Source organism: Pradoshia sp. Z3_51 (assembly GCF_058215915.1).
The window spans coordinates 30,916-44,715 of record NZ_JBZAJC010000003.1 but is presented as its reverse complement, the minus strand read 5'-3'; the positions used below and the strand labels follow the sequence as shown (position 1 = coordinate 44,715).

Here is a 13,800-nt window from a genome sequence, read left to right as displayed (position 1 = left end):
GGAAAACTAACCGGAAGTGAAGGGGAGTTTTTATGAAAATGGATAATCAATTTGTCAATAAAATAAAAACAAATAAAGAACTTTATATCCTTTTGTTAATTGGAGCACTTTATTCATTGAGTACGGCTCTTTCCAATACTTTTGTTAATATCTATTTATGGAAACAGTCTGAGGCATTGATCAATCTGGGGATTTATAATCTATCCGTTGTAATCCTTCAGGGAGTTACCTTTATTTTAGCTGGAAAATTGGCTAAACGCATAGATCGTATTATTGTACTGAGGATCGGAATCTTGTTTTTAGCTGCATTTTATATAGCAGTCCTGACATTCAGTTCTACCGACCACCTTTATCTTGTTCTAATTGGTGGTTTACTTGGAATAGGATATGGATTCTATTGGCTTGCTTATAATGTCATGACATTCGAAATTACTGAACCAGAAACTAGAGATACATTTAATGGGCTCCAAGGGATAACTGGGTCTATCGGCGGAATGATTGGTCCTTTTTTTGCGGGATATATTATTACGGTTTTGACTGATAACAATGGCTATCTGTTCATTTTTGGAGTTTCCTTATGTTTGTTTATCGTGGCAGTACTTGTTAGTTTCTTATTAAAAAGCAGAGCAGCTAATGGGAAGTATATGCTGAAGCGTATTCTTGATGAAAGAAAAAATAATAAAGATTGGAGAAGAATTACGTATGCTAATTTTTCGCAGGGGCTAAGGGAAGGGACGTTTCTCTTTGTTGTTTCCGTTTTTGTATTTGTCGAAACGGGTAGCGAAATGGCTTTAGGCACATATGGATTAATTAGTTCAGGAGTATCATTTATTGCTTATTTTTTAGTCAGCAGATATATAAAGGTTCGTTACCGAAAATGGTCGATGCTGGTGGGGGCCATTTTCCTTTATGGTTCAATCTTTTTTCTGATATATCAAGTGTCATTCACTAAACTGCTTACATATGCGTCTATTCTTGCAGTAGCTTATCCCTTATTGCTTGTCCCCTATATGTCTGTCACGTATGATGTAATAGGACGATCCTGGGAAGCGGGGGAACATCGTATCGAATATGTGGTAATCCGGGAATTATTTTTAAATATGGGAAGAGCCGCATCGATTCTTATGTTTATATTGTTCATTAAAATTTTGCCGGAGAGTACCGGCATCAAAATATTGCTATTATTATTAGGGTCCGGACATCTGTTTGTTTATTATTTTGTAAAAGACATCAAGATGTAAGCAACTAAAAGTTGCTGGAATCTTTTACTTCTGTTAATCTTTAAAAATTGATAATAAAATGATAAGAAATGTGTATTAGAAGGGATGGGGACAGTGAAAGTCAGAAAAAAGAAAAAGAAAAAACATGTACCTGTTCGCCTGAATCTACTGTTTTTTGCAGTATTTGTAATGTTTTCTGCATTAATACTCCGTTTAGGAATTGTTCAGATTGTATATGGAGATGACTATAAGCGTGAAATAGAGCGGACAGAGGATGTAACTGTGAGCAATTCTGTGCCGAGGGGAAAAATATATGATCGAAATGGAAAAATCATCGTTGATAATCAACCTTTATATGCGATAACTTACACACGTACACAAAAAACCTCAAGCAAAGAGATGCTTGAAACTGCTGAAAAACTTTCCAAGCTAATTGAGGTTGATACTGATAAAGTTCGTGAAAGGGATATGAAAGACTTTTGGATTTTAAATAACCCAGAAGCTGCTAAAAAGAAAGTAACAGAAAAAGAATATCAGCAATTAAGTGATGGAAAGCTGACAGATGATGATATATACAAATTACAGCTTGAGCGAATTACTGAAAAAGAAATAGATTACAGTCAAAGTGAGTTGGAAGTGCTGGCGATCTATAGCAAGTTTATTGCCGGTTACTATTTAACTCCGCAAATTGTGAAAAATAAAGGAACGACATATGAAGAGGTAGCGAGAGTTAATGAGCAGATTGAATCTCTTCCAGGCGTTGATACAACAACAGATTGGGAACGTAAATATGCGTATGGCGATACGCTTAAATCTGTTTTAGGTAAAGTATCAAGTGCCAGCGAAGGATTGCCCTCTGATAAAACAAGTTATTATTTAGCTCGGGGCTACAGTCGAAATGATAGAGTTGGAACCTCCTACTTAGAACAGCAATATGAAGATTTATTACGCGGTCAACAGGAGAAAATTAGAAATGTAACTAATACATCCGGCGATATTGTCAGCACGGAGGTTATTTCTGAAGGACAAAGAGGTAAGGATCTTGTATTAACAGTTGATATGGATCTTCAAATAGCCACAGAAGAAATTATTGAAAAGCAATTGAAGGAAAAGAAAGCAAGCGGGAATACAAAATATCTCGATCGTGCTTTTGTTGTTGTAACGAATCCTAATACTGGTGAACTCCTAACTCTGGCTGGTAAACAATATGCAGCCGATGATAATGGAAAAATGCAAATGAATGATATGGCATTGGGAACTTTTACTTCATCCTATGCCATGGGCTCTTCAGTTAAAGGAGCAACTATTTTAACGGGATACCAGACCGGTGCAATAAAACCTGGACAAGTCATTTATGATGGACCAATGAAGATTAAAGCCACGCCAATTAAAAAATCATGGAAGAATTTTGGGAATATTAGTGACATTGAAGCACTGAAAGTATCCTCCAATGTCTACATGTTTAAAACAGCGATTGCTCTTGGTAAAGGAAACTATGTTCCGGGAGGCTCTCTGAAAGTTAATAACTCAGCATTCAGCACAATGAGGAATTATTACAGTCAATTTGGCTTAGGTGTTAAAACAGGTATAGACTTACCTGGTGAACAAATCGGCTATAAAGGATCCTCGCAGGGTGCCGGATTATTAATGGACTTTTCCATTGGCCAATACGATACGTATACTCCATTGCAGTTGGCTCAATATGTTTCTACCATTGCAAATGGAGGTAACCGTATAAAACCGCATGTTTTAAAACAAGTCCGTGAGCCAGTGGATGATGATGAAGATAATACGCTTGGACCGGTTATTAAAGAGGTTAAAACAGAAGTGATGAATACTCTTCCAATGAAAACTGAATGGATTGAACGTGTCCAGGAAGGATTTAGACAAGTTACCCAATCCACCGGAGGAACCGCCTACTCTTATTTTGGAAATGCTGACTATAAACCAGCAGGTAAAACAGGTACAGCGGAAGCCTTTTATGATGGACCTAAATGGGAAAAGGGTACTGTACAGCCAGAAACCTATAATATAACCTTTGTTACCTATGCTCCTGCCGATAACCCGGAAATTGCCATGAGTGTAGTAGTACCATGGGCTTACCAAAATTCGTCAGGACATAAAATGAACCTCGAAATCGCAAAAGAAGTTTATGAAAAATATTATGAATTAAAAGAAGAACGAGCTAAACAAAAATAAAAGATTAATAGAAAATTGGGTCTGCCTTGATTTATGGGGCAGACCTTTTTTTATTTACTGCCAGCATAATTTAGGTAAGTATCATTCTTTTGGATTATTATTACAAATAAATAGTGCGGTTTCTAGGATTTTGCAGTCATCTTTACAATAAACTTTTGATTTTTTACACTACGTTTACAATTCTTTAACACAGTATTTAAACTTTATCTTTACTATAGAAAATGTAAAGGGTGAAAATTAAAAATTACAAATAAATAGCCAAAGTATATGGGAGGATTGGAAATGCGTAGAAGGAAAACAGCATTTATGATTACTTTGATACTTATAATCGGATTGCTGGCAGCTTGTACCAGTAATAATGGAGGAGGAGCAAAGGCGGGAAGCGGCTCTGAAGAAGAAGGATACACAGGAATCATAAATGCAGCTGGTTCTACAGCTTTACTACCATTGGCAGATGAAGCAGCAACTGAATTTATGGCGAAAAATCCAAATGTATCGGTTACTGTTCAAGGCGGTGGAAGCGGAACAGGTATAAATCAAGTGGCGAGTGGTGCAGTCAATATCGGAAACTCTGATCTACCTTCAGTAGATAAAATTGAAGATGAGAAATTAGCAGAAGAACTGGTCGATTATAAAGTAGCCGGTATTGCGTTTGGCATAGTGGTGAATGATGATGCCAATGTAGATAATTTAACAATTGAACAAATCCAAGGAATCTTCTCCGGAAAAATTAAAAACTGGAAAGAGGTTGGCGGAGCTGATTCAGAAATAAATGTCGTGAACAGACCAGAATCATCAGGTACCCGATATGCCTTTGAAAAAACAATCATGAAGGATGTCAGCATGAATACAGGGGTTGGAACAACTCAGGATTCTAACGGTGCTGTAGAAAACTCGATTAATTCCACACCTGGTTCTATTAGTTATCTGGCTATGAGCTACCTCGCTGAGGGGAAAGGCTCATCCTTAAAACCGGTAACTATTAATGGGGCTGAACCCACAATTGAGAATGTGGTAAATGGCAGCTACCCTTTTTGGTCCTATGAATATATGGTAACGAAAGGCGAAATAGGCGGAGCTGTTAAAGGTTATATGGATTTCATTAGGAGTGATGAGTTTGCCGAAACCGTTACGAAAATGGGATACATTCCAATGTTAGAGCTAGAAAATAAAGAATAATTCCAAGGATGAAGTAAACAGGAAGTCAAACAGCCTGGTTATCATCTGTTTGCCGGAAGGAGCGAAAAGGCTTGAATGATCATAAACCAATCAACTATTGGAAAAGTGAATATATCGGACGGATTCTTGTTACATTATGTGGACTATTAATCGTTGTAACAACTTTGGCTATTATCGTTTTTATTACAGGAAAGGGTATTCAGTCATTTACAAACAGTAATATCTCTATAGTGGAGATGTTGACCTCAACAAACTGGAGTCCCAATGATGGGAAATATGGAGCTTTGATATTTATCATCGGTTCTATACTTGTATCAATTGGTGCCATTGTTATCAGTGCACCTATTGCAATAGCTCTAGCAATATTTACGAACTTTATTTCCCCGAAATTCGGAAAAAAGGTCTTGCAGCCGGTTTTGGAATTGCTGGTTGGTATTCCATCCGTTGTTTATGGTTTGCTAGGTGTGACTTTATTAGTTCCCCTACTTAGAAACACATTCGGCGGAGTAGGATTCAGTTTAACAGCCGGGATAATTGTACTTAGTATCATGATATTACCGACTATTGCAAGCTTGGCAACAGATGCGTTAAAAAATGTCCCGCCACAGCTTCTGGAAGCCTCCTATGGGCTCGGTTCCACGAGATGGCAGGCAATCAGCCGAGTAATCATTCCTGCCGCAAAGAATGGCATCTTTACAGGAATCGTTATGGGGCTTGCACGTGCTTTTGGTGAAGCACTTGCCGTTCAGATGGTTATCGGAAATACGGTTAAATTGCCGACTGGCTTAAATGATCCCACGGCAACGTTAACTGGAATTTTAACGATGGACATGTCTAATACAATGAATGGAACTGCATGGAATAATGCATTATGGAGCCTCGCGCTAATACTTTTAATCATGTCATTCTTATTCATCATGATTATTCGTTTTATCGGGAATAGGGGGGCACAGAAATGAGCGCTAGAACAGTAAATAAAATCTGGACGGGTATTTTCTATATCGTTGCTATTTTTGTCATTATTTTATTGAGTTATTTAGTATTTGAAATACTCAAAAAGGGCTGGGGTTTCTGGGACCCATCTTTTCTGACTGGTCGTTCTAGCAATATGGATGCTGGTGGGGGAATCGGATATCAGCTATTTAACTCTTTCTATATGTTAATTATTACTCTGATAATCTCTGTACCGCTTGGCTTAGGCGCAGGTATTTATTTGGCGGAGTATGCCAAACCCGGAAAGTTATTAACGTTTATCCGATTATGCATTGATACGATGGCCTCTCTCCCGTCCATTGTAGTTGGTTTATTTGGTTTATTGGTATTTGTCACAGCTACAGGTTGGGGGTACACCATTATCGGAGGGGCACTAGCAATTACGATTCTGAATTTACCGAGTTTAACACGTGTCAGTGAAGCGGCAATTACAGAGGTATCAGCCGGTGTTAAAGAAGCCAGTCTGGGACTTGGGGCTACCAAATGGCAGACAATTGTAAAAATTGCTCTTCCTACAGCAATGCCTCAAATTATAACGGGAGTTATCCTGGCAGCTGGTCGTATTTTTGGTGAAGCAGCAGCGTTAATTTTTACAGCAGGATTGACAACACCAATCTTGAATACAGCAGCCGATCTAACAAGTCCGGTTAATCCTTTTAATATATTCAGACCTGCAGAGACATTGGCTGTTCATATTTGGAAATTAAATTCTGAAGGAATTGTTCCGGATGCAACGGCAATCGCGACTAAATCAGCAGCAGTATTGATTATAATGGTATTAATCTTTAATCTCCTTGCACGTTTATTCTCAAAAATTATCCAAAAACATTTTGAAGGCGGCAAAAGTAAAACAAAACAAAAGGCATCTGTGTCTTAAGTGAAATCACCATTACCAAGGGGGAAATTGAGATGATAGAATTAAAAGAAGCCAACCCGGCTAAAACGGAAAAGTCTAGTAAACTTGTTTACGATACACAGGGTTTGGATTTGTGGTATGGTGATCACCATGCTTTAAAGGATATTAATCTTGCCATTAATGAAAATGAGGTTACAGCCATTATTGGCCCATCTGGATGTGGGAAATCTACTTATATTAAAGTATTAAATAGAATGATTGAACTTATTCCAAGTGTTCGTACTTCTGGTGATATATTTTACCGGGGACAGAATATCTTTGATAAAGATTTTCAAGTGGAAGAATTACGGACAAAAGTTGGAATGGTATTTCAGAAGCCAAATCCTTTTCCAAAGTCTATTTATGAAAATGTAGCATACGGACCTAAAATACATGGTATTAAAAACAAAAAAGAATTGGATGAAATTGTAGAAAAAAGCTTGCGTGGTGCAGCAATCTGGGACGAAGTTAAGGATCGATTGCATACAAACGCCAACGGACTATCAGGCGGACAGCAGCAACGTATTTGTTTGGCACGATGCCTTGCCGTTTCTCCTGATGTGATATTAATGGATGAACCGACTTCCGCATTAGATCCAATTTCAACATTAAAGGTTGAAGAACTCGTACAAGAGTTGAAAGAGAAATTCAGTATTATTATCGTTACGCATAATATGCAGCAAGCAGCTCGTATATCTGACAAAACTGCCTTCTTCTTGAATGGTGAAGTCATTGAATATGACAAGACAGATAAGATTTTCTCAAACCCATATGATAAGAGAACAGAAGATTATATAACAGGACGTTTCGGATAAGCCAGATCATTTTGAAGGGAGAATAAAAAATGGTTTTAAGAGAAAAATTCGAGAGCGAGCTAAAGGAATTAAAGCTTAAAGTAATAGATATGGAACGTTTTGCTTCATCTGCCTTGAATAAATCGTACCAAGCATTGCTGAAAAATGATGTAGAGCTAGCACTTTCTGTTATAGAGGATGATAAAAAGCTTGATAAAATGGAAGAAGAGCTTGATGAACTGGCTATCTTGATGATTGCAAAGCAGCAGCCTGTTGCAACGGATTTAAGGCATATTGTTTCAGCTATTAAAATCGGTTCTGAAATTGAACGGGTTGGTGATTATGCAAAGAATGTTGCCAAAACTGCGATTAGATTATCAAAGGAAGAAAAGCCCTTTGTTAATGAGGCTGTAGGCGAAATGCACGCTACTTGTATGAAAATGCTTGATATGTTCAATAAATCCTTTATGGAGGAAAATATTGTCCTTTCTAAGGAACTTGCAGAGCTCGATGATACAGTGGATGATTTATATGGACAGGAAATCCGTAAAATACTTGAAATGAAGCATCCTGAGTCTGCTACGGTTAACGAAAATTCTCAGTTATTGTTTATTGTCCGCCACTATGAAAGAATAGGCGATCATATAACTAATATGGCGGAAGAAACCCTTTATATGATTAAAGGAAGACACTATCATTTAAATGAATAGAATTGTGATAATAAAAATGGAGATTCCCAAATAGGAAGCTCCATTTTATCTTGTTCCTATTTTTAATGCTTAAAAAAATAATGTCTTTATGCCCTGAAAACCAAAGTATGCCCCAAAACCGATTAGAGAAAGTCCTGAGAAGGCTGATATAGCTTTCAAGCTAGTGTCATTCAGATATCTTCTGAACCCGGTTGTTAGAAAGGCAACGGTAATGTCCCAAAAAGTTAGCCCGAGAAAAATCATCAAGCTGTACACAAGAAGAGAGCTTGTGCCGTACGAAGTAACTGTTTTAGCGAGAACCGACCCATATATCCCTATCCAAAAGAGGATAGATAATGGACTTGTAATGGACATTATAAATCCAGTTAAAAAAGATTTCGATAACGAGTCCTTCGTACGATAATCTTCTAATGAAAGTGTATGGACCCTCAAAATGCTTTCAATTCCGGTATAAATAAGAACAAATCCTCCAAAGAGCCACAGGAAAATCTGGACATAAGGAATCGTAATAAATTGTACAAAACCCAAATAGACCAATAGCATGAATACTCCATCCGCAATCATAGATCCTACGCCTACTATCCAGGCGTGAAAAAAACCGTTTTTGATCCCCTTATCTATTCTGGCTGAGTTAACTGGACCAATGGGTGCCGCCAATGTTATTCCCAACAAAAAATAACTAAACATAATATGTCCGCTCACGCTTTCACTCCATCTTCTTATGTATTAGTAACTTGTACATATTATGAAGAAAGGTGGATAAGTATGTATAACAGTTTTATTGAGGTTGTAAAATGTGTTTAACTAAAACTCTAGCTTTATCTGACTAACGGACAATCCTTAAAGATGTTTATAAATTTGTGACTTGGATATAAGAAAATAACATTTATTAATAAAAGGGGGATTAGAAGAATGAAGAAAAAAGAGTCAGTAGAAGTGGACGGAGTACCTATAACCTATTTTCTGAGTGAAAAAGCTATTCATATAGACAATAATAAAGAATTGGAATCCATTATCCAAAACCCTAAAGAAGCCATTGATCTGGCAAGGAAACTGAAAGCAAACTATCAAAAGAAATACGGAAGGGAATTATCGGTATCTGAGCTCTCTATGGCTATTGAAATCTATGGTCATATCTATCCAGAAAAAATGGCTAAAGCTATAAAAAAACTTCCTTTACCCGGCTTTGTTGATCAAGCGATGGAAAATTTAATTGAAAAGGCCGATATTATCGATTCAGGGGAAGAGAGTATTGATCAAAATAGAAAAATCTGGGATGTTATTGCAAAGGTTATCCCAGTTTAAAAGCTGCCACTTTGATATACTATTTACCCTTCGTTAAAATGGCAGATAAGGCAGCATAGTCCATGTTTTTATAAACTGTATAGGTCCCAGTCTGAATCTTTTTTGTGAGATCCCGATCATTCAAGTAGGTGAAAAACTTTTCAGTATCCTCAATCACGCGCTCATCTTTTAATAGGCTGATAATCTCGTCGGAAGCCATTCCAGGCTTAATCGATAATTTAATGGCTACAGTTTCTTCTTTATTACTTTGTTGATTTCCTGTTTTTAGTTGATTAATAGATTGAAGGTTCTTTTGATAGTCACCCCACTCACTTTTTGATAAAACATGATAACCATCCTCCTGTAGAGTTTTATGAGCGTCCTCGCTTGAAAGGGGCACCTTTTTAGCTGCTGATTCATCTGTGGCAAGATAATATGCAGTAAATACGCTTGTGGCTAAAAAAATACCTGCAGCTGCTCCAGATATGTATAGTCGGTTCAATGAAGATCGCCTGCCTGACTTTCAAGGATTCTAATTACCTCATTGTTTGATAATGCAGATTGCCTGGAAATTTGTTCAATCGATAATCCTTGTTTGTACAAATGAATGACCTGATTTTGAATAACCTCGTGTATGGGCGAGGAATTAGTTAAAAAAGATACCTCCGAAAACGATTCCTCGTGCAGGATTTCCTCCTCAAGTGCACGAATTCGTTTTTTTATTATATACATTTCTTGTATATGCTCTAATGAAAGCTGTTCAATCTCTTTTTCTACTTTAGTTTCCTGTCCTTTATAAAACAACGATAGCAAGAACAGTAAGGCAGATAGAGAAAATAAACAAATCATAATGATTATCATGAATACCCTCCCAAATTAAATTACAATCCCTATTGTACAACAATTTTCACTTGATTTTGGTAAAAATATATGAAAAAGGAAGTATTGCTCATAATTTGGAAGTAGGTAGTGGTACTTCGACAATATGCGTTCATTGTCATCTGGTTCAGGGAGTGTTAGGATTTAAATGGAAGATATTAGTGGTTCGCTAAAGAAGGCAAGATGAATGAAAGGGGTGGGACCGCATGGACCAGTTAGACTCTTTAAATAAAAGTACTAAAAAAGCCAGCTGTAAAAGGCTTGTTGATGATAAATCTGGATTAATTGTACCCTATCTTTGGTGCAAAAACGATCAAGATCAAGAGGGGATATCTGCTGCAGTACAGTTAACAAATAATGATTATTTCGATAGAGTAGATGTAGTCTGCAAAAATGATGGGGATCGGCCACTTGAAATTAAGATATTTTTTGTCCATGAGGCCTTTAGTGAAGTATCAGCAAGTTTTTATAGTCCTGCGGATTCTTTAATCTATTTATATGGTAAGAATACGATAAGCTTATTAAATGGAAATGATTGTGCATCTATTTCGATAATGGAACGAAAACATAAAAAAGCGGTGTACGAATTAATGGAAAATGGCCAAATTATCCACTCTCCTTTAGCCAGAGGTCTAGTTATCTGTACAACGATGTACAAGCTTCTAGTGGAGCCCGGAGTGAAAATGGGGGTTTCTAATTGGTTAATTACAGGCAAGAATAAAGAGGAAGTCATGCTGTTTGATTACTTGGTCAAAAATCAGACTAGCATTTATTAGTGAAAGGTGATATTATAGAAAAGTCGTATAAAATGAAGTTTTGAATGAACTGGAGGGACTCACATGCGTGTAAACATTACTTTAGCTTGCACAGAGTGCGGTGAGCGTAATTATATCAGCACAAAAAATAAACGTAATAATCCTGATCGTCTTGAGCTTAAAAAATATTGCCCAAGAGAGAAGCGTACAACTGCACACCGCGAAACAAAATAAAACAACAGGAGGTTCTCTCCTGTTGTTTTTTTTTGGGATTATATAGAATTTAAGGGGATTTAACGCAATGTTAAAGGGAGAATTAAGATCGACTTATCGGAGTTTATTAGCGGAATTTCCGTCATACGAGCGGGATACATATACATCTAAAATTGTTGAATACTTATTTAGTCATGACATATGGAAGAATGCAAAGACAATCGGAATCACAATTTCTCGGCATCCTGAGATTGAAACGAAAGAGATTATCGAGAGAGCGTGGAAAGAGAAAAAGAATATCGTGATTCCAAAATGCTATCCACACACAAAATATATGGAATTTTATGACTATCGTCCAAATACGATACTTGAGTCAGTTTATAGTGGTTTAAAAGAGCCCAGACCGGATAAAACACAAAAGATAGAATCCGACCAAATCGATATAATGGTAGTTCCGGGACTCCTATTCTCAACAACTGGTTATCGGATTGGATTTGGCGGCGGCTATTATGATCGTTATTTGGCATCATTTTATGGAATCAAACTTTCGCTGGCGTTTATGATGCAAATAAGAGATGATATCCATACAGAAGAGTTCGACATCCCTGTCGACTATCTATTCACAGAACAAGGGGTAATAAATTGTGGGTAACTTAATTATTTACGGCGCTGTTGCTGTCGGCTCCTACGGGGCATATCGGCTTAAAGCTCTGAGTAAATCCGGTGCTCTCGCGGCATTTCTTTTGGGAGCTTTAATTGTTATAGGACTTGGATGGGAAGGTTTACTACTAATTGGTTTGTTTTTTTCCTCATCTAGTCTGTTTTCCAGTTATAAAAAAAGAATTAAGCAGAGTATTGATAAAAAATTAGCAAACGGAAGCAGACGAAATTGGGCCCAGGTAGCAGCAAATGGCGGTCCTGCTGGTATAAGTTCTCTACTTTATTTTATATCTGACGGTTCGGATATCTGGTTAATTGCTTTTATCGTTTCAATTGCAGCAGCTACATCTGATACATGGTCATCTGAACTTGGTGTGTTGAGTAAGTCCGACCCAATGCATATCATCAGTTTGAAGAGATGTGAACGGGGTACTTCAGGGGCAGTCTCAGTCCATGGAACTCTGGCCGGGCTGTTTGGCTCCATATTCATTGCAGTAATAGCAGGTATACTGTTTAATCTGTCATTTTCAACAATTCTCCTACTGAGTGCATTCGGATTTCTGGGCAGTATTCTGGATACCTTACTGGGGGCTTTCCTGCAAGTCGAATATATATGCCCAGTTTGTTCGGTTCATACGGAGAAAAAAGTGCACTGCAATACACGGACTGTTAAAAGGAAAGGAATTAACTGGATTAATAACGAAACTGTAAATCTAAGCTCAATTCTGATAAGCACTATTTTTTGTATAATAACTTGGTATAGTATCACATAATACTAGGGTATAAAGAGCTTGTATGCAGTGTGAAAAGGTGGTTTTTGTTAATGAAAAAGAATGTAAATCGTGTTGTCCTTGTTGGTACAGGTTTTGTTGGAAGCAGCTATGCATTCGCTATGTTAAATCAGGGAATTGCTGAAGAATTTGTTTTAATTGATTTAAATAAGGATAAAGCAGAAGGCGATGCAATGGACTTGAATCATGGAACTCCATTTGCACCGAATAGAACGAAAATTTGGTTCGGAGATTATTCAGACTGTAAAGATGCAGACATTATCGTTCTAACTGCAGGAGCGAATCAGAAGCCTGGTGAAACACGCTTAGATTTAGTTGAAAAAAATATGAAAATCTTTAAATCCATTGTTGGAGAAATTATGGCTAATGGATTTAATGGGATCTTTCTTGTGGCTGCGAACCCAGTTGATATCCTTACATATGCAACATGGAAATTTTCAGGTCTTCCTAAACATCGCGTACTTGGCTCTGGTACGATTCTTGATACGGCCAGATTTCGATTTATGTTAAGCGATTATTTTGAAGTGGATCCTCGAAATGTCCATGCCTATATCATTGGAGAACATGGGGATACAGAATTACCTGTATGGAGCCATGCCAATGTAGGCGGAAAGAATATGAACGAACTGATTAAAGATAAACCTAATCATTCCATGGAAGATTTGGATAAGATTTTTATTAATGTACGTGATGCAGCTTATGAAATCATTAATCGAAAAGGTGCAACATTCTATGGAATTGCCATGGGTCTGGTTCGTATTACAAAAGCCATCCTTCAGAATGAAAACAGCATTTTGACAGTGTCAACCTTCCTAGATGGGGAGTACGGACAAGAAGATGTGTATGTAGGTGTCCCTGCGATAGTAAACCGTGAAGGAATTTCTGATATCCTCGAACTGAAATTATCAGATGATGAGCAAGAGAAATTTTCACATTCTGTTAAAGTATTAAAAGAAACGATGAATCCAATTCTTGATCAGTTACTATAAGTAGAATAAAAATCCCTCCTGTTCACCAAACTATATGGTAATACAGGAGGGATTTTTACATGAATAAATTCTTAATTATTTTCGTATCTGGCATAATAGGGTATATAGTGTTTCAAAAGAGGTCTTCCATTATGAAGAATCAAGTACTGCGCAACATCCTTATAGCCGTTCTAATGGAATTGCCAATTTTTAAAACTGTGCAAGATCAAACATAATGACCAGAGGAATTATTTCTGTTC

General features: G+C 37.2%; 17 protein-coding genes. 14 read left to right on the top strand and 3 right to left on the bottom strand.

Going from position 1 to position 13,800, the window contains the following annotated elements; all coding sequences use genetic code 11:
• Positions 1-32: 32 nt before the first annotated feature.
• The 7 genes from AC4BHA_RS07370 to phoU all read left to right on the top strand — a co-directional run bounded on the left by AC4BHA_RS07370 (position 33) and on the right by phoU (position 7,990).
• Positions 33-1,241 carry an MFS transporter gene (locus AC4BHA_RS07370; RefSeq protein ID WP_490551134.1) on the top strand — a complete coding sequence of 403 codons (1,209 nt, stop codon included), beginning with the start codon at positions 33-35 and terminating at the stop codon, positions 1,239-1,241.
• 93 nt (positions 1,242-1,334) lie between these two features.
• Entirely contained in the window at positions 1,335-3,419 is a 2,085-nt protein-coding gene (locus AC4BHA_RS07365; protein WP_254654710.1) for a peptidoglycan D,D-transpeptidase FtsI family protein, read from the top strand.
• Positions 3,420-3,701: 282 nt separating this feature from the next.
• On the top strand, positions 3,702-4,598 hold the full coding sequence (locus tag AC4BHA_RS07360; RefSeq protein WP_490551137.1) for a phosphate ABC transporter substrate-binding protein PstS family protein: 897 nt from the start codon (positions 3,702-3,704) through the stop codon (positions 4,596-4,598).
• A 71-nt stretch (positions 4,599-4,669) separates the two neighbouring features.
• Positions 4,670-5,557, top strand: a complete 888-nt coding sequence (gene pstC, locus AC4BHA_RS07355) for a phosphate ABC transporter permease subunit PstC (protein ID WP_066105134.1) — start codon at positions 4,670-4,672, stop codon at positions 5,555-5,557.
• Positions 5,554-6,468: a phosphate ABC transporter permease PstA gene (pstA, locus tag AC4BHA_RS07350; RefSeq protein WP_066105131.1), complete on the top strand. Its 915-nt coding sequence runs from the start codon at positions 5,554-5,556 to the stop codon at positions 6,466-6,468. Before pstC ends, pstA begins: the two co-directional genes overlap by 4 nt.
• Before the next feature lie 32 nt (positions 6,469-6,500).
• The gene (gene pstB, locus AC4BHA_RS07345) at positions 6,501-7,301 is read left to right on the top strand and encodes a phosphate ABC transporter ATP-binding protein PstB (protein ID WP_140462017.1); all 801 of its coding nucleotides are present in this window, start codon (positions 6,501-6,503) and stop codon (positions 7,299-7,301) included.
• A gap of 29 nt (positions 7,302-7,330) precedes the next feature.
• Positions 7,331-7,990, top strand: a complete 660-nt coding sequence (gene phoU / locus AC4BHA_RS07340) for a phosphate signaling complex protein PhoU (protein ID WP_066105126.1) — start codon at positions 7,331-7,333, stop codon at positions 7,988-7,990.
• 69 nt (positions 7,991-8,059) lie between these two features.
• On the opposite strand, the gene AC4BHA_RS07335 is transcribed toward phoU, so the two are convergent.
• The gene (locus AC4BHA_RS07335) at positions 8,060-8,677 is read right to left on the bottom strand and encodes a LysE family transporter (RefSeq protein WP_490551635.1); all 618 of its coding nucleotides are present in this window, start codon (positions 8,675-8,677) and stop codon (positions 8,060-8,062) included.
• 225 nt (positions 8,678-8,902) lie between these two features.
• On the opposite strand from AC4BHA_RS07335, the gene AC4BHA_RS07330 reads away from it, so the two are divergent.
• Positions 8,903-9,295 carry a hypothetical protein gene (locus AC4BHA_RS07330; protein ID WP_490551138.1) on the top strand — a complete coding sequence of 131 codons (393 nt, stop codon included), beginning with the start codon at positions 8,903-8,905 and terminating at the stop codon, positions 9,293-9,295.
• Positions 9,296-9,314: 19 nt separating this feature from the next.
• On the opposite strand, the gene AC4BHA_RS07325 is transcribed toward AC4BHA_RS07330, so the two are convergent.
• Together AC4BHA_RS07325 and AC4BHA_RS07320 are read right to left on the bottom strand one after the other, a co-directional pair.
• A complete protein-coding gene (locus AC4BHA_RS07325; RefSeq protein ID WP_490551139.1) occupies positions 9,315-9,776 on the bottom strand; it encodes a hypothetical protein in 462 nt (153 codons plus the stop codon).
• Positions 9,773-10,135 carry a hypothetical protein gene (locus AC4BHA_RS07320; RefSeq protein WP_490551140.1) on the bottom strand — a complete coding sequence of 121 codons (363 nt, stop codon included), beginning with the start codon at positions 10,133-10,135 and terminating at the stop codon, positions 9,773-9,775. The genes AC4BHA_RS07325 and AC4BHA_RS07320 overlap by 4 nt, the downstream gene beginning before the upstream one ends.
• Before the next feature lie 224 nt (positions 10,136-10,359).
• Between AC4BHA_RS07320 and AC4BHA_RS07315 the strand changes: the two genes are divergently transcribed.
• The 6 genes from AC4BHA_RS07315 to AC4BHA_RS07290 all read left to right on the top strand — a co-directional run bounded on the left by AC4BHA_RS07315 (position 10,360) and on the right by AC4BHA_RS07290 (position 13,776).
• On the top strand, positions 10,360-10,929 hold the full coding sequence (locus tag AC4BHA_RS07315; RefSeq protein ID WP_490551141.1) for a hypothetical protein: 570 nt from the start codon (positions 10,360-10,362) through the stop codon (positions 10,927-10,929).
• A 63-nt stretch (positions 10,930-10,992) separates the two neighbouring features.
• On the top strand, positions 10,993-11,142 hold the full coding sequence (gene rpmG / locus AC4BHA_RS07310) for a 50S ribosomal protein L33 (RefSeq protein WP_066105110.1): 150 nt from the start codon (positions 10,993-10,995) through the stop codon (positions 11,140-11,142).
• A gap of 67 nt (positions 11,143-11,209) precedes the next feature.
• Positions 11,210-11,773, top strand: coding sequence for a 5-formyltetrahydrofolate cyclo-ligase (locus tag AC4BHA_RS07305; protein WP_490558384.1), 564 nt, complete (start codon positions 11,210-11,212; stop codon positions 11,771-11,773).
• Positions 11,766-12,554, top strand: a complete 789-nt coding sequence (locus tag AC4BHA_RS07300) for a DUF92 domain-containing protein (RefSeq protein WP_490558383.1) — start codon at positions 11,766-11,768, stop codon at positions 12,552-12,554. The genes AC4BHA_RS07305 and AC4BHA_RS07300 overlap by 8 nt, the downstream gene beginning before the upstream one ends.
• A 50-nt stretch (positions 12,555-12,604) precedes the next feature.
• A complete protein-coding gene (locus AC4BHA_RS07295) occupies positions 12,605-13,561 on the top strand; it encodes an L-lactate dehydrogenase (protein ID WP_066105102.1) in 957 nt (318 codons plus the stop codon).
• Between the two features lie 59 nt (positions 13,562-13,620).
• Positions 13,621-13,776 (top strand): hypothetical protein, encoded by a 156-nt coding sequence (locus AC4BHA_RS07290; RefSeq protein WP_175354273.1) that lies wholly within the window; start codon positions 13,621-13,623, stop codon positions 13,774-13,776.
• Positions 13,777-13,800: the final 24 nt, after the last annotated feature.